The sequence below is a fragment of the Treponema endosymbiont of Eucomonympha sp. genome, from assembly GCF_001028545.1.
The window spans coordinates 1-19911 of the sequence record NZ_BBPW01000002.1 but is presented as its reverse complement, the minus strand read 5'-3'; the positions used below and the strand labels follow the sequence as shown (position 1 = coordinate 19911).

Here is a 19911-nt window from a genome sequence, read left to right as displayed (position 1 = left end):
TTTGCCCGACAGTATCTTGCGTATGTTATCTATAGAAGGAACTGGTGCAGCGCGGCGACGGCAAGGGGCAACAGGATATTGTCAAAGTCTTTGAGCGGAATGAGTTCCAAAACCGTGCCGACTGCCGCGGCGAGCAGCGCGGTGAGGCTGACGCCGGTCGCCGCGAACACGGATATAAAGATTGCGGCGAAACAGGCGGTGCTTCCGGCGACGGTTTTCTGAGGCATGAACGGAATCCGTATCGTGCCGAAACATTTTCCCGCGAGGCTTGCAAGCCCGTCGCCGAACGCCAGCGCGTAAATACCGACGCGCGCGGAGAGCGGCTGGAACAGCAGCGCGGCGAGCAGGACGCCGCAGGCGAGCGTAATCGGTCCGAACACAAATTGATTTTCGTCTCGTTTCCGGGAGCACGCGGCGGTAAAGGCGGATATGACCGGCACCGTAACGCCCTTCCGGCGGAGCGTCTCGGACGCGCAGTACGCGGCGAGCACGAGGCTGAGCAGGGCGAATGTCGGCACGAAGGCGACACGGAACAGCGTCGGCGTGAAGGCGGCGCACAAATGCGTCGCTTTCCGCACCAGTTCCTTCAGCAACTCGTTGATACGCTGTTTTTTCTGAATCCCGCGCTGCGTCTGTGCCACTTGCCGCACCTCATATTCATATCTTGCTATTGCATATACCGAACGCGAAAAAACCGTGCGTTAAGGGCGGGGCAACGAGTCGCCGCGAAATCAGCTATGCGAAATTCGCCGAGCCAAGCCGGACTTCCCCCGAATGCAGCGTCCGCCGCTCGCCCGTTCCGGTTTCGACGATGAGCGCGGCGTCCGCGTCGATATCGACGGTGCGGGCGCGGAAGGCGGACGACGAATCTCCCGTCACGGGATACACGGTGATTTCTTGCCCCAGCACCAGCGAACGCCTGCGGTATTCGCTCATGACGCCGCCCCACGTTTCGTCCGACGAAAGCCCCTCGAAAAAGCCGAACAGATAATGCAGCACCTGCGCCGCCAGTTTATTGCGGAAATTGGCGGGCGGGACGGACTGGTTTGACGCGCCCCAAAACAGCGCGCCGGCAATACCGCGGATTTCGGCGGGGAAATCGTCCGGCGGGCGGCGCACGTTGATACCGATACCCGTAACAAGCGATTCCACCCGTCCTGTTTCAAAGCTGCCGGTGCCCTCGGACAAAATACCGCATACCTTTTTGCCGCTGCAGAATACGTCGTTCACCCACTTTATGCGGCATTCGGTTCCGGTCAGCCGCTCAACCGCGAGCGAAACCGCGACCGCCGCCGCCGCCGTGAACCGTGCAGGAGCGCACGCTCCGTTTCCGGGGCAAAACAGCACTGAAAGATATAACCCGTACCCTATAGGCGAAAAGAAGCCCCGCCCCGCATTTTCAGCGCCTTGAGTGGGAGCCGCCCGGTACTCGGTTTTGCCCAGCCGGCACCTCCTGCCGCCCTTTATTTTCGGTACAGGCAGTCAGCCTTCCGTTGCTTCCAACGAGACTTCCGTCGCCCTGCCCGCCTGCCGCGGCGCGTTCGGCATTCCCCTTACGGGGAACGTTCGAGTTCTTTCAAAGAACTCGGCATTAGGGGCGAGCTCCCCGCTTTTGCCTTGACCGTGCCCCGCCCCGTCAGGACAAAGCGTAGCACGGCGCAAGAAATTACGCAAAGGAAATAGTCCGGGGAAGGCGGCATTTTCTTGCCGCTCTATCCCAAATGCTGGGAAAGACGGCGCGCGCCGAAGGCTGAGTGCCGGCAGCGCTCGTTCAAGGCAGAATCGCCGCTCAACAGGCAGTCTGTTTTCAGCGTATGTCGCTTAATACTTTTTTTCCGCATAGCCAAGCCAGCCTTCGTTTTCGACGAGGGCTTTCTCAAAACCGTCCAGCCGGAACGGATAGCTCTTGGACAGGCTTCCCGCAATCAGCGTAACTTTCGCGGCGCTGTCGCCGCCTATGCTAATGCGGCATTCAGTCTGCGTCGAGGAGGGCGTGAACAGGCGAAAAATGTCGTCGACGGATTTTGTATCGAGTTCTATAGCAAGCAAACCGCAGTTGAACATATTCTGCCGGAAAATGCGGGCAAAATTCGTCGCAATCACGGTGTAAACGCCGTTCGCTTCGAGCGCCCACGGCGCGTGTTCGCGGGACGAACCGCAGCCGAAATTTTCGCGGCTGATAATAACGCTCTTGCCCGCTATGTCGGTTTTTGGTTCAAAGCCGCTGAGATTCAAGTCCTCAAGCAGATACGGCTTGAGCGCCTGTTTCGTGATTTCGGTGAGATATTTTGCCGGAATGATTTCGTCGGTATTGATATCCGACCGGTCCAAAAACAGGACATTTCCGCCGAACTGTTTCATATCGTATTCCTCTCTATAATAAAAAAAGATAAATCTGTCAAACGTCAGTAAAGACGCTCGCTGCAACAGACACAGGGCTTATTGCACGTCATGCCCTATCGCTCGTTCTATAAAAATTGCGGTTTGCGGTAGATAGCGCCGCTTTTTTTACTTTTTTTTGCAATATATAAAAAATGCTCTTCCAAGATTTTCGGATAAGTCAGATATAAATTAATCTATCACCGATATATCTTTCAAGACCCGCCACGTACCGATATGTTTTCCATTTGCAGAGTGAGTTCCAGCAACTCAACGGTGCCGCGTACTTCAGCCGTTTGTTACTCAAATTAGGTGTGAGCTTAAAATGTCTCTGTTATTTTTCCGTCATAAATATAAGCGGTCTTATATTTCCAGCATCATGGCGCTAAAAGGCTTGCCAGCGGGAACCATCGGAAGCACCATCTCGTCAATGCTGATTTTGCAGTCGATAAGGCACGGAGTCCGTTCCGAAAGCGCCGACCGAAAGGCTTCCGCGAATTCGGCTTCGGTTGCGGCACGGAAAGCGCGAATGCCATACGCTTCGGCAAGTTTCACGAAGTCCGGACCAAAGTCAAGCGTCGTTTCGGAATAGCGTTTTTCATAGAACAGGTTTTGCCACTGACGGACCATGCCGAGTGTCCCGTTGTTCACTACGATGATGATAATCGGAAACCCGTAATGCGATAGCGTCGCCAATTCGTTGCAGTTCATGCGAAAACAGCCGTCCCCCGTAATCAGCACAACATGACGCGCCGGATTCGCCGCCTGTGCGCCGATTGCCGCGCCCATGCCGTAACCCATCGTGCCTAATCCGCCGGATGTGAGCAAGGTACGCGGTGTTGCAAACGGGTAAAACTGCGCTGTCCACATTTGATGCTGCCCCACGTCCGTAACGATTATAGTGTTATCGCCGAGCAGACCGTGGATTAATTCAAACATGAATTTTGGGTGAAACGGCAGTTTTTGCGTGTATATCGGAGGCACAATATGCTTCCATTCGTCAACCTGCGCGTTCCACTCGCTCCGCGCGCGAATTTTCACCAGCGGTAAAAGCCGCGATAGAATATCTTTGATATTGCCGATAAGGAAGCCGCGTGACGCGACGTTTTTATTGATTTCCGCTGCGTCGACGTCAACGTGAAAGATTTTTGCCTCCGGCGCGAATTGCGACGGTTCGGTTGCCACGCGGTCGGAAAACCGCGCTCCCAGTGCCAGCACTACGTCAGCATGATTTACCGCCGTGTTCGCCGCCACCGTGCCGTGCATTCCAATCATGCCCGTGCACAGCGGGTGTGCCGCTGGGAATGCTGTTTTACCCATGAGCGACACTGCAACGGGGATATTAGCCCGTTCGGCAAACGCCAAAAGTTCTATACAGGCGTCGCCGATCACCACGCCGCCGCCCGCATAGATAAACGGACGCTGTGCCGCGTTGATAAGCGCTGCGGTTTTGGCAATATCCGCCTCGTCTGGCCAGGGGCACGCCGTAATTCGCGCAATGCGTTCCGTCGAGCCGGGTTCATTCCCTGCATTTTGTTTATTTCCAGTAAACACTGCACGCGCCGGTTCGTAGTCAACCAGTGTTGCGGTGATATTTTTTGGAATATCGATAAGCACTGGACCTGGACGCCTGCTTTGGGCAACGGCGAACGATTCGCGGATTGTATCGGCAAGCTGTGCAGGGTCACGGACAATATAATTATGTTTCGTAATCGGTGCAGTAACGCCTGTGATATCTATTTCTTGAAACGTGTCTTTTCCCAGCCAGTTCGTCGCTACGTTACAGGTAATCGCAACGAGCGGCACGGAATCCATATACGCCGTTGCGATTCCGGTAACGAGGTTCGTCGCCCCCGGTCCGCTTGTAGCAAACACCACGCCCGTTTTTCCGGTCGAGCGGCTATAGCCGTCTGCTGCGTGGGACGCGCCCTGCTCGTGGGCGGTAAGGATATGCCTGATACGGTCTTTATGTTTATACAACTCGTCGTAGATATTCAGGATTGTGCCGCCTGGATACCCGAACACGGTAGTAACGCCCTGTTCGGCAAGGCATTCAATAACGATTCTCGCACCCGTGTATTTCATTGCAGCACCGCCCCCGTATCCGCGGACGATACCAGCTTTGCATAGCGGGCAAGATAGCCTCCCGTCGCTTTCGGCGGCGGACAGACCCATGCCTGCTTCCGTGCAGCAAGCTCACGTTCGCTCACGTCGAGATTTATGGCGTATGCGTTAATGTCTATGCTGATTCGGTCGCCTTCGCGCACCAGCGCGATAGGTCCGCCTGCCGCGGCTTCGGGCGAGCAGTGCCCGAACGACGCGCCTCGTGTCGCTCCCGAAAATCGTCCGTCGGTAATCAGCACAACTTCTTTGTCTTGCCCGCGCCCCGCAAGCGCCGCCGTAACCGCCAGCATCTCGCGCATTCCCGGACCGCCGGACGGACCCTCGTATCGAATGACGATTACGTCGCCTGCGCGAATATTGCCCGACTGCACCGCCTCGAAACACGCCTCTTCCGAATCGAATACACGGGCAGGTCCGGTATGCTTCATCAATTCCGGTGCGCAAGCGGAACGTTTGACCACCGTGCCGTTCGGCGCAAGGTTGCCAAACAGGATAGCGATACCCCCTGTCTTTGAATACGGGTTGTCGGCGGTGCGCACGGTATTTGGGTCGCGGTTCCGCGCTTCCGCAATGTTTTCTGCCAACGTCTTGCCGTTTGCCGTCGGCACGTCGGCATGTAGCAGGTTCAGTCGCGCGATTTCGGCAAGCACCGCGTGTACGCCGCCCGCTTCGTCAAGGTCGCTCATAAACGCGTGGCCTGCAGGCGCAAGGCGGCAAAGGTTCGGCGTATGCTCGGATATGTCGTTGATTTTGTGCAGGTCAATAGCAATGCCGACTTCGTGCGCGACGGCGAGTAAATGCAACACCGTGTTTGAACTGCACCCCAGTGCCATATCTGCCGTGAGTGCATTTTCAAATGATTTCTGCGTGAACATTGCCCGTGCGGTGATTCCTTTGCGGAGCAAATCCATTACTGCCATGCCGGCGTGTTTCGCCAGCGCAATGCGCCGTCCGCTCACCGCAGGAATAGTGCCGTTTCCAGGAAGTGCTAGTCCAAGCACTTCGCACACGCAGTTCATGCTGTTCGCGGTGAACATGCCGCTGCACGAGCCGCAGCCTGGGCAGGCATTTTGCTCCATAACGCGCAATTCGTCGGTACTCATTCTGCCCGCACTGACCGCGCCGACCGCCTCAAACATGTCCGTAAGACTTATTCGCCGGTCGCTTGCAGGCACTTTGCCAGGCATCATAGGACCGCCGGAGATAAACACCGTCGGCAGGTTGAGCCTCCCTGCGGCAAGCAGCATACCGGGCACGATTTTATCGCAATTCGGTATCATTACGAGTGCGTCAAACTGGTGCGCCTGAGCCATGCATTCAGTCGAATCAGCGATCAATTCGCGCGTTGCGAGCGAGTATTTCATACCGACGTGCCCCATTGCGATGCCGTCGCACACGCCGATTGCTGGAAATTCAACGGGCGTTCCCCCTGCCATGCGGACTCCGGTCTTTACTGCTTCGCTGATTGTATCAAGGTGGATATGACCGGGGGTAATTTCGTTTTTAGCACAGCAGATACCTACGAGCGGACGGCACAATTCTTCGTCGGTATAGCCCATTGCATAAAACAGCGAACGATGCGGCGCACGTTCCACGCCTTTTTTCGCATTGTCGCTTCTCATATTGCCTCCGAATGTATTTTTTAAAAAATCAAATATGCCAGGCCGCGTTTACACTACGCAAAACAATGCTGCTTATGTCAGATAGAAGAAACGTCCAATGCCGTTCCGTATATCCGTTTATAAGCAGCGTAATGCTTTCCGTGTGTTTCTTGACGTTTTCTAACAAAAGTTGTCTTTCTGCCGCATCGGAAGTGTTCCTATGAGGCAGGTTAAACTTCGCCACGTCGTCTGTTTGCCGTTTTTTAACGCCCGTAAGTGTTGGGATACACCTTATCTGACGTCAAACCCTGCGAAAAACATTCGTCCCTGCCAGGTTTTCCGTCTAAAGCTTGGCGAAGACCCGCTCCCATACGCTACATTTTATCCGGCAATGGAACCACATGTAAACGATGTGTCAACTGCCAGATTTTCGGACAACACCTGTCATGAACACCCGTTCCTGCATATATAGACAAGCGCATTAAGCATGGCTAAGTTTTCTATCTTTAACGTTTCCCTATCCTTTGACATTGCCCATTGTTTCATTCCATATCTTATTATATCTTGCATGGTATAAACGCTCCATGCGTTTGTCTCATATATCATGTTTGGCAAATACAGGTAATAAAACGACATTTATGTTATTTGCCGATTACGCAGCCATACAGTAGCACAACGTTTATCCGCAAATATTTCGAATAATACCCCTTCTCAAAACCTTTGTTATGAAATTTTATTTGTCAAGGAAAATAAGGACGCCTGTGCTTTGTAAAACAACGTATAACGGTTTGCTTAAGTGAATATTTCGCTATGTATTTAGCATATCCTGTGTCTATTCAACCCGTACATATCCGCAGCAAAAATTAATATTATCTGTTTGGAACATATACGGCACGAAATAATAAACTTCAGAATATTAACAGCTTCTTCATTTAACGACACATAAGATTTTTATGATAGCAATTTAACGTTTGCTGAACTGGAACCGTCGCCGTGCGCCGCGCCTGCCATATTTTTTACGTTCAACCATCCGCGAATCGCGGGTGAGATAACCGTTCATTCTGAGTGGACTATGATTCCCTTGGTCTACCTGTGTCAGTGCGCGGGAAAGTCCGTGCAAACATGCACCCGCCTGACCGTTCAAACCGCCGCCCGCAACATTGATAAGCACATCGAATTTATTTTCGCACGACGTAACAAGCAACGGCTGACGCACTACACATACCTGTTCATACGTTGCAAAATACGCGTCAATATTTTTACCGTTTATGATAATTTTTCCTGTACCATCACGCAAATACACGCGGGCAACGGCAGTTTTTCGTCTTCCCGTTCCAATTCCAAGATTCTTTACCACGACATTACTCCTCTATTTCCATTGGCTGGGGATTTTGTGCGATATGTGGATGTTCCGAACCAGCGTATATTTTTACATTTTTAAGTAACTTGCGGCCGAGTGGTCCCTTCGGGAGCATTCCTCTAATTGCAAGCATGAGCGGTGCGTCGGGGTGTCGTTCTATTTTTTTCTGAAACGTGTATGATTTCAATCCACCAACGTATCCGGTGTGGTGATAATATATTTTATCAGTCGCTTTTGAGCCGCTGACGACTATTTTTTCAGCATTCACAACCACCAAAAAATCACCACCCTCTTGATTCGGAGCAAAAGCCAGTTTGTGCTTGCCGCGCAATGCAAAAGCCACTTTTGCTGCAATCCGCCCCAGCGTTTTATCTGCCGCGTCGATTACATACCAATTCCGTACAGCGTTTTTTTCATTCACAAAAATCGTTTTCATACAATTCTGTCACCATCGAGACTTTATATATAGTATAATACCGTATAATAAAACACAAATGTTGTCAATATCATATATTTTCTTACGAAAATCTCCCTTTAAAACAAGCGGAAGAATCGATCAATGCCATTACGTTCCTTGTACAATTTGCGTCGCAGTTCCACGGTTTTATAATTGCGCTTCGGCGGCACAACAGGATTAAAACCAAGCGCCTTTGCGAATTCCCGCGTTTCGTTGCTTTCATATGCTCTGTCCATAAACAACGTAACACTTTTCGCGCGTTGTCGTCCTATATGCCGAATTTCCTCAAAAAACTCGGGCGCTCGGCGCAAGCCGAACGCCGTATTGTCGATCAGCAGTTCAGAACACGAGCGCACGGGTTTTACAGCCAAGCGCTGGTGAGAAATCACCACGAGCTCTGCAAAACTTACCGCTTCCTTCATATCGGGTGTTTATTCTTTATATCTCTTTCCGGCAACGTTGCCTAACGGTCGCCGCAAACGGCGGCGGCCTCTGTCCTCTTTGCTTCCGCTTTGGCGAGAAACTTGCCGTTGTCGACGATGAAGCGTTCGTGGGTGCCTTCGCCGATTTTGCCCGCTTCGTCAAACGCGGCGACGCGGAATGCCAGCCGCCTGCCGTCAACTTCGGTCAATTCGCCTTCGGCGCGGACGCTCATGCCCACTGGCGTTGCCGCGAGATGCTTCACCCGCACGTCGGTTCCGACGGTGGAATACCCTTCGAGCAGCAGTCCGTCGACCGCCTGCACGCACGCGCCCTCTAGCAGCGCGACCAGAGACGGCGTAGCGAATACCGCAAGCCCGCCGCTGCCTAAACTACGGGCGGTATTCTGCTCCGTAACCGCCGCCGTCTTTTCGCCTCGCAAGCCGGGCTGCAACACCGTGTCGAAATTCATGCGCGGATAGTAGCATACGCGCTTATCCGCGGCAAGGCACGGGGACACAAAAGGACACGGCGCAAGTCCTGCCGCTACAAGCTGAATGGCTTGAATGCCTGTGCCGAGAGCGCCCATACCAAAGTTTGGGTAAATACCTGAAAGTGGTATCAGCGTCGCAAGGCAACAGTTGCCTTTATATTCGCGCCGCGGCAAAGATATTAAATAGAAGATTTTCACTATACGGGGAACAAAAAGCCTGATGAAAATATTTGTTTTCATCAGGCTTTTATCGGAATGTCTACCGAAGACGAGAAATGTTATGTGCAGTTCTCGTCTTAAATAGTGCGGGAAATTATTCTTCCCACAGCCACGTTGAAAGGTACCTTTCGCCCGTATCGGGAAGAACCACGACGATTGTTTTACCTTTGTTTTCAGGGCGCTTCGAGAGCGTCAGTGCTGCTTCGAGCGCCGCGCCCGACGAAATGCCGACGAGGATGCCTTCCTTTTTCGCCGCGAGACGGGCGACCGCTCCGGCTTTTGCGTCGTCTGCCTTGTAGATTTCGTCGACTATATCCGGCCGATACACTTTGGGAACAAAGCCTGCGCCGATGCCCTGAATTTTGTGCCCGCCCGGCTGTCCGCCTGAAAGCACCGGAGACGAAGCGGGTTCCACTGCGACAACTTTTACCGACGGTTTCTTCGACTTCAAGAACTTGCCTGCGCCCGTAACCGTACCGCCTGTGCCCACGCCTCCGACGATGATATCGACCTGTCCGTCGGTATCATTCCAGATTTCGGGACCGGTTGTCTTTTCGTGTATGACGGGGTTTGCCGGATTATTAAACTGTTGCGGGACGAACGAATTCGGGATTTTTGCGGCAAGCTCTTCCGCTTTTGCGATAGCGCCCTTCATGCCTTTTGCGCCGTCGGTCAGCTCCAATTCCGCGCCGAACGCCTTGAGCAATTTTCGCCGCTCAATGCTCATCGTTTCCGGCATCGTTAGAATAATGCGGTACCCCTTCACCGCTGCCACATACGCAAGCCCGACGCCGGTGTTGCCACTCGTCGGTTCAATGATGACCGTGTCTCTTTTGAGTTTGCCTTCTTTTTCGGCAGCTTCAATCATCGCCAGCGCAATCCGGTCTTTAATGCTGGAAAGCGGATTAAAAGATTCCAGCTTTGCATACACGATTGCCCCGCCGTCGTTGATTTTGTTGATTCTAACAATCGGCGTATTGCCGATAAGGTCAGTAATTTTTTCTGCACGAGCCATAAAATGTCCTTTATAATACCTAGTAATGTTATGGGAATTATATAAACCTCGGTAAAAAAAGTCAAGAGATTTCTTGAACTTTGATTCGCTGCCAGTAGTCAATTATTCAGCTCCCGCCGCGTAAGCAACAGCAGGAACGCGAAAAGAAAGGAATAAACACCGCTGCATTTCATAAATACCTCAGGGATTACAAGGATACGGCATAAAAACACGTATCATACGCCATATATACTGGCGATATGAAATTACTTTGCTGTGCGGCAATCGTGTGCGCCGCTACTGGGCTCTTGTCATGCCTGCTGAGTGGCATACCCGGCGCAAAGACGGAGCGGATTACCGTAACGCTGCCGATTTATCCGAAAGAATCCGTACTTGCACGCGCAGATTCGGGTGTGTATATGCGTTCTCGTTTGGCAAGCTGGCTGGTCATCGCCGAAGACGGAGAAAAATCTTTTCGGCAATTCATCGGCGCGGAAGCGAGAACAATCGCGCTTTGCGTACGGAAAAATCGGCTGACTTCGGTGCTGTGCTACCCGCTGAACCCGCAGAGTGCCGCTGATTCAGGTGGCGTTTCCAGCGCAGACGATTCAGTCGGAGGACTTATCAGCTTTTTTGCGCCGGCTGGCTGTATCTACCCCATAAGCACTGCCGCCGAATGGAGTAGCGGATTCGAGGCAGACGTCTTGCAGGATATTTTCCGAGGAACGGGCGAAAGCGTTGGAGACACGGCGGCGTTCTGCTCCCGCTTCAACTGGGCGCGGTTTCACCGGGAAATTGACGCGCTCGTCAGCGAAGACGCACGGTTTAACCCGTGGCTCGCGGCAAAGCAAACGGTCGCTGGCGCGATTGCTGGCAACGCCTTCTCCAAAAACACGCTCAAGCCGCAAAAACCGACAGAAGTAACGGTAAACGCACCGGACGGCATATTCTTTTCGCCGTATGTACCGAGCGCACCCTTTGCAGTGTCCGGCGGCGCGTTTTCGTACCTATACTATGAAGCCGCCGACCATACCCTCTTCGACGGAAACGCAGTTTTCTTGATGCGGAACCCCGCGCGAAGCGGACGTGTCGGAAACGCGCCGTTCGTCCTTGCCCGAATGCCACCATCGTCCCTAGTTAGTGTGGACTGGAAGGTGGAGAAATAAACACCTGACATGAACGGCGACGATAAAGGAAGCGGTGAGCTTTGCATAGCGCGTAGCAATTCCCCGCCAGCGCTTGAGGGCACGGAAGACGTTTTCAATGACGTGCCGTGCCCGATACAGTTCATGGTTATACGCTCGTTGCTCTTTTCGGCTTTTAACCGGAGGGATGACTGCTGTTATATCCGCTTCCTTAAGCATATCGAGCAGCTCGTTCGTGTCATACGCCTTGTCTGCGAGGAACGCTTCCGCCTCCAAATCCTCCATAAGGAAAGGCGCTTGATTACAATCCGCGACAGTACCGTTTGTCACAATGCCGCTTGCCGGTATCCCGTACTCGTCAACCGCCAAATGTAATTTGCTGTTCAGCCCCCTTTTGTACGGTTGATATCCTGCCCCCGTGCTTCCCTGCCTGTCCGGGCAACAGATCTTTTATGCGTTCCCGCGCCTCGTCGCTTATATCGTGACGGTGAATGCCTTCATTTTTTTTAGTCCACACTACCTAGGTTTTTTATCTTCACATGTTTCCGCTACTTCGATAGCAGTCATTCTATAATTTTATTTCGGGCAACCCGGATTTGAACCGGGGACCCCAAGTCCCCCAGACTTGTACGCTAACCAACTGCGCTATTGCCCGATATTACATAGAATTAGCACTGTTTTATACGTTCACCATAAGGCGCTAAAATAAGGTAGATACTGTTATAGTAGTTTATTGGGTTTTATTTGTCAAGCGTATGTTGCGGTTTTTGCAATCTGTGGGGAATGATAGGGCATGAACGAAGAACTCCCCACAGCAAAGCACGGGATATCTTTTAGGCGCAACCTCAGTTGAACAGCGTAAGCTGCTTATCGCAGTAAACTTCCTTATACTTTACCATATCTCTTCCTTGGTTTTTCACACATTCGCGTATCGCCCCTTCATCTCCGTGTTCCCCTACCGTCCCTATATAATACCCGCGCGTCCAAAATTCCCCTCCCCATAACTGTTTTTTCACTTCCTGGCACGCTTCAAATATTTTTCGCGCCGTTATGCTTTTTATCTTTTTTACTATTTCGCTCGGTACATACACGAGTGCTGCTTGCACTAAAAAAATGCACATGGCCGATTTCTGTTCCTATCTCTAAGAACTTTATTAGTTTCTTCTAAGGTCTGATACCACGCTGCTTGCAACGGAGATTCTTTATTTCATATTCCAAACATATCTCTTTCAGCCTTTCGTCAACTTCTGCCGTGATCACTGCCCGCCGATATTTCGCAGGGCATACTATGTGATACAGCAATATACTCACATTGTGGTGCTTATATTTTACCTCCCGCATCTTTTCATCGTAACATTTTCCGCAGCAAGCTGCGGGGATTCTTTATTCATGCCTCCTATTCTATCTCTTTTCCCCATTCAGTCCACACTCCCTACGGGTCTTCGCACTTCGGTAAGTCCGCTCGGTAGGCTCGTGGGCGGGAACCCGCGGTGAATCGCTCGGTGGACTCGGTAAATGCTTATCCGTCTTTATCCCGCGAGTTTGCAAAGCAAACTCGATAGCACGCTACAGGCGTGCGACAGTTCCTTCAGAAAACTCGGTAGATAGGTAAGACCCGTGCCCCGCATTGTGAAACACGAGCGTGTCAGTCTCCCGCCCTTGCAGGAGTTCGACACTACCCTTTGTGCGCGCCTCACACTACCGCTTGCAGGGGATCGCCGCAAACTCGGCAGAGAGGCAGCGAATAGGAGTACACAGAGGTAACGAACAAAACGAGAAGCGGGCACCTACATGAATGTGCACGAGACGCCTGCAAGGGTAACGCGCAGCACGGGGGCAGTGAATAGGACTTACGACAGGCACTTGTTAGGGCTTAACAGAGACGCCTTACAGGGCGGCAGAGAGGCGGCGACCTGTCCGCTCCGCGTTCGGGCATAAAAAGAGCGGGGAGTGCGCCCCGCTCTTGTGCGTCCTGCCTCTGTTCGGCGTTCCCCATAAGGGAACGCCGAACACCGATCGAATACGAACCAGTCGATAGAGCTCGCGTCTGCAATAATGTAGTAATAGATGAGTCCGTTGATAGTATGCCCTGTATCTAAAACAGGAATGCCCAACGCCGTTAAAACATGTTCAGCTTCATTTCGATGAGAATCATCGTTGAAGGCGTTCCCCTTGCGGGGGACGCCTTATGCCCGTATACTTGCCGTCGTATGCTGCAAGACAGGCTCAGCGCCGCCGCCCCGCGCGTCTTTTCGGTCTCCGGCTTGACCACGCTCATAAAAGAAGCGCTTGAAGACTCGTTCCAGACCGTAACGGTGGAAGGTGAAATCTCCAACTGCCGCCCTTCAAGCAGCGGGCACGTCTACTTCACGCTGAAGGATTCGGGCGCGGTGCTGTCCGCCGTCCTGTTCCGCGGCAAAGCCCGCTCGCTCGCCTTCCAGCCCGCCGACGGAATGCTTGTGCAGGCGACGGGTGCGCTGTCGGTGTACGCCCAGCGCGGCTCGTACCAAATCGTCGTCGATTCCCTGTCGCTCGCGGGGGAGGGCGCGCTCCTAAAGCTGCTCGAAGAGCGCAAGCGGCAGTTCGCCGCCGAGGGCTTGTTCGATTCGGCGCGGAAGAAGCCGCTCCCCGCGTTTCCCCGCTGCGTCGGCGTGGTAACCAGCCCCTCTGGAGCCGCGCTTCGGGACATTCTGCAAATCCGCCGCCGCCGGAACGACACCGTATCGGTGGTCGTCCTGCCCTGTCCCGTGCAGGGCGCGGAAGCGGGCGGGAGAATCGCCGCGATGATACGCGCCGCGAACGAATGGCGGCTTGCCGATGTGCTTATCGTGGGGCGCGGAGGCGGCTCGCTCGAAGACCTCCTGCCCTTCTCCGAGGAAGCGGTCGTCCGCGCCGTTGCCGACTCGGAGATTCCGGTGGTGTCCGCCGTGGGGCACGAAATCGACTGGGCGCTCTCCGACTATGCCGCCGACGTCCGCGCGCCCACGCCGTCAGCCGCGTGCGAGCTCGTTGTGCCGGAGAAGGCGGGAATCGTCCGCGCGGCGGCGCAGATTGCCGACGCGCTGTATGCCGCGGTAAGGGTGAAGCTGGAGCGCTCGCGCCTGCTCGTGAAGGCGTTCGCCCCGGAATCTCTGGAGCTGCGCTTCCGCACGATAGAACAGCCGCTCCTTCTGCGCTTCGACGACGCGAAAGAGGCGTTGCTCGCCGATATGCGGGATACGGCGGAAGCATACCGCCGACGAATAGAGAACACGGTGCGCGACCTCAAAGGCGCAAATCCAAAGGCGATACTCGCGCGCGGGTATGCAGTGGTGCGCGACGCTGCGACGAAGACGCTCGTCCGCTCGGCGGCGGAGGCTGCGCTGGGACAGACGCTGGAGATATTCCCAAGAGACGGTGTGATTATGGCTGAAGTAAGTGCGGCGAAAACAGCCGCGACAGGAGCATGACGTATGGAAAACTTTGAAACCAAACTGAAGCGCCTTGAGTATCTCGGCGAGCAGATTCGGCAGAACGATGTGTCGCTGGAGGACGCATTCAAGTGCTTTGAAGAGGGCACTAAGCTTGCCTGCGAGCTGGAAAAAGAAATAGACAGGATAGAGGGCAAAATCCAAATCCTCACGAACGAGCCAAACTCCGCGTCGCCCGACGCGAAACCCGCGCTGGATTTGTTCTCCGGCTTCGACGCCTGACCCCGCTGCCGCTTGCACGGGTATGCGCAAGGCTATCGCTTGATTTCGGAAAAGGTAACACGCTGGCGTAGCCCATCGGCGGTGATTTCGAAGATGACCGTCTGGTCGCCGAGCACCTGTTTTTTGGAACGGACGCGCGCACCGACAAGGAATTGCGCCGCCAGCGTGTCAACATCGTCCGTTTCAATCTCGCTGATTGCTATGTCTCGCATTTGGTTCCGGGCGCATTCATTAAAGATTTCCCGCACCATTTCGTATTTTCTTGCCATGTTTTGAGAATTTCGGCAGAGACGCTGCCGGAGAGAACGGCGCCCCGAAAGCCGGCGGTTCGCGGGGCGCCGTGCAGAGCCTGCCTACAGTTCCAGATACGAGTCCGCGTAGAGGGTGTGGTTCATGATGATATCTGCTGACTTTATCGTCTCCATAAGCCGCAAATCGCACGGGTTCACGATTGCGGAAGTGAGTCCGCATTCTATAGCCATAGCGACCATGACGGAGTCCATAATCGGGCGGACGTGTTTAGGCATCATGTTCGACACGTTGGAAAGCCCGCCCGTCGTGTTCAGCCCCATGTCTGAAAGCTCCCTGATAAAGGTGAGCGTGTCGCGCTGCCGATCCTGCTGCCCCTTAATCACGAGGAACAAGGGGTCGAACAACAAGTCCGTCGGTTCCATACCCAGCCCTAAGCCGCGCTCCAGCATTTCCTGACACATGACGTTCTGCTCGTCGAGGTTTGGAAGCCCGCCCGACCCCCGATTGCACAGGGCGATACATATCGCATCGTTCGCCGCGGCGAGGTCGATATTGACGGCGCGGTCGCCCGCGTCCGCCGAGTTGACGATAGGCTTACCCTTGCTCCGGTTGTAGACCGAAATGCCCGCTTCTATCGCCTTTTTGTTCGCTGTGTCGAGGCAGAGCGGCACGTTGTCGAAATACTTTTGTAGCAGCTTGACCGCCCATTTCATCAGTTCCTCGCCGGTCTTCTCCGCAGGACCGATATTCACATCGAGGTACGTCGCGCCCGCGTCAAGCTGTTCCTTAGCCCGCTTCAGAATAGGAGCGGGGTCTTTGGTTTCCATTGCCGCGCGGATAGCCGGCGATATGCAGTGAATCCGCTCGCCGATTACAATAAATTTTCCACTCATGCTTGTCTCCTTAAAAAGTTGCGCCTTCAGTCCATTCGGTGCGCATTGCCGCGGACGCGCGTGCCGCCAGCGGCTACACCTTCAGTTCTTTCAGGTATTTCACCACGCCGACCGCTTCGTTCGGACCGACGAGTATCTTCCAGCCGGGCAAGTTCTCTTCCAGCTCGCCCTTCAGCACCGCGACTTTACCCGGAATTACGAGGCTGTGGTTTTTGAGCGTTCCGTCAAGGTCTTTCTCTTTGAAGAATCTCGCTATGGAAGACGCCGAGAATTTTCCCGCCGCCCACGAGGTGAGCACCGAGTAGCCGCCTGCGTCGCTGACAATGAGGTTCACCGGTACACCGGAGCGCTCAAGCTCGCCTTGAATGATAAAGACGGAGAGCGCAAAGTCGACGGTAATGGCGTTGACAGCGCTTGCATCCGCGCCGTTCAGCGGGTAGACCTTCGGCTCAAACTTCATCGGCTTCTGCGGGTCGGTGAATATGTTCTGCCGAAGCCCGTACAACGGCAAAGCCTGCGCGTAACTCATGCGCTCAAGGATAATTATCGAGCCATACTTCATAGTGAACAATGCGGCGAGCGCCGCCTGCATGTTTGGGTCTTTCGGCGCGAGTTTCGCTGCGTTTACCAGCGACGGATAGCCGAAACTATGGTCGCCGTCTTTGAGCGCCGCGCGCCGAATCTGCACCGCATTGGCGAAGGCTTCTTTCACCGAAACCGAGCCGATGTCGAGAATCAGGTTCTTGTTGCCGAGCGCCTCGATAATCTGCACGGTGTCATACAACGCGTCGAGATTCGCCGCCGAAACGCCGAGCGCGACGCCGAATTCCGTAGCGAGCGCGCTCATCTCCTTATAGTTTGATTCGTTCGCGCCGTTGAGCACCGGCTTCTTGTCTTTCGCAAGTTCCAGTGCCGCCCGCGCCGCGCCTGCGTCCTGCACGTCGAGTATCAGCGTCTGCTCGGCACCCAGCGCCTTTTTCACCGTCGCGAGGAATGCGTCTTTGTCGCCCGTATAGGCAACATTGAGCAGTTCCACGTGCATACGCTCGCCGATTCGTTCGTAGTCGACTTTCCGCACTTCAGCCAGTTGCGCGTCGACGCAGTCGGGGCACACGGCAACGCCGTACAGCGTCTTCGAGACGAAGGTCTTGTCGTGCCGGAACAGCACCGTCTCGCCGCCAAGTGCGTATTCCGCTTTGCCCGCGCCGATTTTAATAGACTTCATGGACGGCGCGGTCGCCTCGCCCAGCTTTGCGAGCGCGTCAGGGGACATATGAGCGCATTTGTCGAGCGTTACGGCACCTTGCGCCACCTTCATGGCGAATGCCATACACGTGGGACTGCCGCATTCCTTGCAGTTCGTCTTCGGCGTGAATTTGAATATATCTAATCCTTTTAGTGCCATGCTGTCGCTCCTTTGTTAAACGAGTTCCTTGACGAGTTTCGAGACGGTCGCAACCGAGACGGGGTGCCGCAGGATGACTGCGTTCGAGCCGGCGGCGAGCGCCGACGCTGCCGTAACGATTTCCATATCGATTCCGCGCTGCTCCACGGGTCCCCATTCGGGGAAATCCTCTTCGGAGACCACCGATTCCTTCACCGACCATGCGTCGCCCGCGACGGGTGTGATTATCGGCATTTGGAGCATCGCGTCGTTTTGGGAGAGCGCCGCGCCCTTGATTCTGTCCATAGTCGAGGCGACGTATTCAAAGCCGTATCCGGCGGCGGAAGAGCCGACATTCATCGCCACGTTGTTGCCGCTGATTCCAAGCTGAGAGATAAGCACGTTGAGCTGCTTGGCGAGGTTTATGTCGACCGAGGATTCCGCGCCGATTTTCTGCCCGTATGCCTGCACCGCCGCGACGGCGATCGCCTTGTGGTTGTCCTCTTTTGCGGACATGAGCAGCACGTTTTTGCCCTGCAGCGCCTCCGCGATTTTCACGAACAGCTTGCCGTCTTTTTCGACATTCTTGCAGCCCTGAATCACCAGCGGCAGCGTTATCGCCGCGGCGACTTCCTTGCACAGCGCGACGCAGTCCTCGATAGGCTTGTCCTGCCCGTTCGGGTCGGCGCTTTCGAGCACGAGGCTCACAAAATCGGCTCCGGGCATTTGGCACGCCTTCTTTGCCGCGTCCGCAACCTTTGTTGCGCCCGCGTAGAACGCCGCAATGCCGGGCAGGTCGCGGTTCGGTCCGAGGTCGGAAACTTCCACTCCCACCTTGGGGGGATTTTTGAGCGGCTCGTCGAAGCCGTACAGCGGATACACGTTCTCTCCGCCGAGCGTAATTAATGTATCCCCCGTGCCGAGCGCGACTTCTTTAATGGCTGAGGTGAATTTCTGGGGAACTCGCTTGAATGGCATACCAATGATCTCCTTCGTTTTTATAGATGCATTATGATACTACGATATAATTTAGCTGTCAACGCATTCGGCGGAGACGCTCTCTGTTCGGCGCAGGCTTTGGCGGGTTCCCCGCAAACATTCCCGCCTTCCCCGCAAAGCCTGCGGGAACTCCCGCAAGCCTACGGTTTGCTGCCGAGTTTGCTTTGCAAACTCGCGGGATAAAGGCTGCCGCCGAACGGTATGTCCTTTTCCATAAAGAGAAACGTCCCGTAATCCTCGAAGGGAAACTGCCCCCGCGCCGCGAACCCCGTTTTGGCGTACAAGCCGAGCGCAAAGCGGTTGGTCTCCAAAACCATGAGCCGCAGGGAACGGCAGCCGCGTCCGAAGGCAAGCGCCTCGGCGGAGCGCAGCAGTTCCCGCCCGAATCCCTGCCCCTGGAGCCGCGGGCTGACGCAGAAGCGGTGCAGCGCCGCAAAGGGCAGCGCCCCGTTCCACTCCGCGTCGGCGTCGTCCGCTCCCGCAACCTCCAGCGACCGGTTGACGGCGACCGCCCCGGCAAGCTCGCCGCCCCGCGCGAGGACGAACAAGTTCCCCGCGGCTATGTCCCGAACTATGTGGTCCCGTGTCGGGAACGTAGCCCGCCACTGAAAAATGCCCTGTTCATTCATGTGGGCGGCTGCGGCGCGGTATACCCGCTCCAGCGCGTCCGTCTGCTCCGCCGCTGCCGATTGAAATCCGTCCGTCATTTTGCCTCTCCTTGTTCGGGCTGGGTCTTCCCTGCCTTTCGCGCCGTGCCGACTATGCCGCACGAAAGTAGCACAGCACGGGGGAATTCGTCAAAGTGTCCCGCCTGTTTTGTCGCGGGAGACCCTGCCCGTATCTCGCTCCCCGACACGGGCGTGTTGGCACTCCCGACACGGGCGACTGTTTGTCTGCCGCTATGCCGAGCTCCTTGTCTCGCCCTTATGTCAAGTTTCCTGAAGAAACTTGAACGTTCCCCTTGCGGGGAACGCGGAACGCCTGCTCCACGGCGTCGATAAGGGCGTCCGGCGTGGACGCCCCTGCCGCAATGCCCACCCGCTTCAGCGCGAAGAAACGCAGCGGGATTTCGTCCGGCGACTCTATGAGCGCGGCGGGGGAGACCCGCTCCGCCGCGAGCGCAAGCAGGCGCCGCGTGTTGGCGGAATCTTTTCCCCCGACGACCAGCACGCCGTCAGCCTCGCGGCACAGCTCGATAAGCGCGCGCTGCCGCTCAAGGGTCGCGGGGCAAATCGTGTCGGCGACGAGCAGCCCGGGGATTCGGGCGGACAGGCAGACGGCGATAGCGTCGTATTCGCCGCGGCTTATCGTCGTCTGCGCAAGCAGCGCGGTCTTCCCGCCGGAGCGCCGCGCCTGCCACGATTCGGCGAAGCGCCGCGCGTCCTCCGCGCATTCCACAACGACGCAGCCGGGCGCAATGCCGCTGATTCCCGCGACTTCGCCGTGATTCCGGTCGCCCGCGATAAGCACCTGATATCCCTGCCGCGTGAACAGCCCGG

Annotated in this window: 21 protein-coding genes, 1 tRNA gene and 2 pseudogenes; 3 read left to right on the top strand and 21 right to left on the bottom strand. The window is 55.1% G+C overall.

Annotation, left to right across the window (positions count from 1 at the left end):
* Positions 1 to 29: 29 nt before the first annotated feature.
* The 11 genes from AWU74_RS00225 to cysK form a co-directional block, all read right to left on the bottom strand.
* Positions 30 to 641 carry a diacylglycerol/polyprenol kinase family protein gene (locus AWU74_RS00225; protein WP_238580090.1) on the bottom strand — a complete coding sequence of 204 codons (612 nt, stop codon included), beginning with the start codon at positions 639 to 641 and terminating at the stop codon, positions 30 to 32.
* 94 nt (positions 642 to 735) lie between these two features.
* The gene (locus AWU74_RS00220) at positions 736 to 1443 is read right to left on the bottom strand and encodes a biotin--[acetyl-CoA-carboxylase] ligase (RefSeq protein WP_306700872.1); all 708 of its coding nucleotides are present in this window, start codon (positions 1441 to 1443) and stop codon (positions 736 to 738) included.
* 39 nt (positions 1444 to 1482) lie between these two features.
* Positions 1483 to 1674 carry a hypothetical protein gene (locus tag AWU74_RS09670; protein ID WP_162504574.1) on the bottom strand — a complete coding sequence of 64 codons (192 nt, stop codon included), beginning with the start codon at positions 1672 to 1674 and terminating at the stop codon, positions 1483 to 1485.
* A gap of 147 nt (positions 1675 to 1821) precedes the next feature.
* On the bottom strand, positions 1822 to 2361 hold the full coding sequence (locus AWU74_RS00215) for a 3-isopropylmalate dehydratase small subunit (protein WP_062326469.1): 540 nt from the start codon (positions 2359 to 2361) through the stop codon (positions 1822 to 1824).
* 381 nt (positions 2362 to 2742) lie between these two features.
* Positions 2743 to 4464: a biosynthetic-type acetolactate synthase large subunit gene (gene ilvB / locus AWU74_RS00210; RefSeq protein ID WP_062326467.1), complete on the bottom strand. Its 1722-nt coding sequence runs from the start codon at positions 4462 to 4464 to the stop codon at positions 2743 to 2745.
* Complete coding sequence (gene ilvD / locus AWU74_RS00205; protein ID WP_062326465.1) at positions 4461 to 6125, bottom strand: dihydroxy-acid dehydratase; 1665 nt, start codon at positions 6123 to 6125, stop codon at positions 4461 to 4463. The genes ilvB and ilvD overlap by 4 nt, the downstream gene beginning before the upstream one ends.
* Before the next feature lie 943 nt (positions 6126 to 7068).
* Entirely contained in the window at positions 7069 to 7461 is a 393-nt protein-coding gene (gene rpsI / locus AWU74_RS00200) for a 30S ribosomal protein S9 (RefSeq protein ID WP_062326462.1), read from the bottom strand.
* A gap of 4 nt (positions 7462 to 7465) precedes the next feature.
* Entirely contained in the window at positions 7466 to 7900 is a 435-nt protein-coding gene (gene rplM, locus AWU74_RS00195) for a 50S ribosomal protein L13 (RefSeq protein WP_062326459.1), read from the bottom strand.
* Positions 7901 to 7998: 98 nt separating this feature from the next.
* Positions 7999 to 8343: a hypothetical protein gene (locus tag AWU74_RS11305; protein WP_086045903.1), complete on the bottom strand. Its 345-nt coding sequence runs from the start codon at positions 8341 to 8343 to the stop codon at positions 7999 to 8001.
* Between the two features lie 41 nt (positions 8344 to 8384).
* Entirely contained in the window at positions 8385 to 9074 is a 690-nt protein-coding gene (locus tag AWU74_RS12440) for a thioesterase family protein (RefSeq protein ID WP_202966380.1), read from the bottom strand.
* Between the two features lie 73 nt (positions 9075 to 9147).
* Entirely contained in the window at positions 9148 to 10068 is a 921-nt protein-coding gene (gene cysK / locus AWU74_RS00180; RefSeq protein WP_062326457.1) for a cysteine synthase A, read from the bottom strand.
* A 287-nt stretch (positions 10069 to 10355) separates the two neighbouring features.
* Between cysK and AWU74_RS00175 the strand changes: the two genes are divergently transcribed.
* On the top strand, positions 10356 to 11213 hold the full coding sequence (locus tag AWU74_RS00175) for a cupin domain-containing protein (RefSeq protein ID WP_062326455.1): 858 nt from the start codon (positions 10356 to 10358) through the stop codon (positions 11211 to 11213).
* Here the strand turns inward: AWU74_RS00175 and AWU74_RS00170 are convergent.
* The 4 genes and pseudogenes from AWU74_RS00170 to tnpA form a co-directional block, all read right to left on the bottom strand.
* Positions 11181 to 11561: a transposase gene (locus tag AWU74_RS00170; RefSeq protein WP_187150756.1), complete on the bottom strand. Its 381-nt coding sequence runs from the start codon at positions 11559 to 11561 to the stop codon at positions 11181 to 11183. The genes AWU74_RS00175 and AWU74_RS00170 overlap by 33 nt on opposite strands.
* Positions 11551 to 11709, bottom strand: coding sequence for a hypothetical protein (locus AWU74_RS11300; RefSeq protein WP_162482110.1), 159 nt, complete (start codon positions 11707 to 11709; stop codon positions 11551 to 11553). The genes AWU74_RS00170 and AWU74_RS11300 overlap by 11 nt, the downstream gene beginning before the upstream one ends.
* Positions 11710 to 11773: 64 nt before the next feature.
* Positions 11774 to 11847: transfer RNA gene (locus AWU74_RS00165), tRNA-Pro, on the bottom strand.
* Between the two features lie 190 nt (positions 11848 to 12037).
* Positions 12038 to 12533: pseudogene (gene tnpA / locus AWU74_RS00160) on the bottom strand (IS200/IS605 family transposase).
* An 869-nt stretch (positions 12534 to 13402) separates the two neighbouring features.
* Between tnpA and xseA the strand changes: the two are divergent.
* Positions 13403 to 14641 (top strand): exodeoxyribonuclease VII large subunit, encoded by a 1239-nt coding sequence (gene xseA, locus AWU74_RS00155; protein WP_062326485.1) that lies wholly within the window; start codon positions 13403 to 13405, stop codon positions 14639 to 14641.
* A 3-nt stretch (positions 14642 to 14644) separates the two neighbouring features.
* Positions 14645 to 14884, top strand: a complete 240-nt coding sequence (gene xseB / locus AWU74_RS00150) for an exodeoxyribonuclease VII small subunit (RefSeq protein ID WP_062326451.1) — start codon at positions 14645 to 14647, stop codon at positions 14882 to 14884.
* 32 nt (positions 14885 to 14916) lie between these two features.
* Here the strand turns inward: xseB and AWU74_RS00145 are convergent, their stop codons facing one another.
* The 6 genes and pseudogenes from AWU74_RS00145 to AWU74_RS00120 form a co-directional block, all read right to left on the bottom strand.
* Entirely contained in the window at positions 14917 to 15153 is a 237-nt protein-coding gene (locus tag AWU74_RS00145) for a hypothetical protein (protein WP_062326449.1), read from the bottom strand.
* An 84-nt stretch (positions 15154 to 15237) separates the two neighbouring features.
* Positions 15238 to 16029 (bottom strand): carbon monoxide dehydrogenase/acetyl-CoA synthase methytransferase subunit, encoded by a 792-nt coding sequence (acsE, locus tag AWU74_RS00140; RefSeq protein WP_062326447.1) that lies wholly within the window; start codon positions 16027 to 16029, stop codon positions 15238 to 15240.
* Positions 16030 to 16102: 73 nt separating this feature from the next.
* A complete protein-coding gene (gene acsC, locus AWU74_RS00135) occupies positions 16103 to 17434 on the bottom strand; it encodes an acetyl-CoA decarbonylase/synthase complex subunit gamma (protein WP_062326445.1) in 1332 nt (443 codons plus the stop codon).
* Between the two features lie 15 nt (positions 17435 to 17449).
* The gene (gene acsD / locus AWU74_RS00130; RefSeq protein ID WP_062326443.1) at positions 17450 to 18391 is read right to left on the bottom strand and encodes an acetyl-CoA decarbonylase/synthase complex subunit delta; all 942 of its coding nucleotides are present in this window, start codon (positions 18389 to 18391) and stop codon (positions 17450 to 17452) included.
* A 161-nt stretch (positions 18392 to 18552) separates the two neighbouring features.
* On the bottom strand, positions 18553 to 19119 hold the full coding sequence (locus AWU74_RS00125) for a GNAT family N-acetyltransferase (RefSeq protein WP_062326442.1): 567 nt from the start codon (positions 19117 to 19119) through the stop codon (positions 18553 to 18555).
* Positions 19120 to 19336: 217 nt separating this feature from the next.
* Positions 19337 to 19911: pseudogene (locus AWU74_RS00120) on the bottom strand (4-hydroxy-3-methylbut-2-enyl diphosphate reductase); the annotation flags it as partial.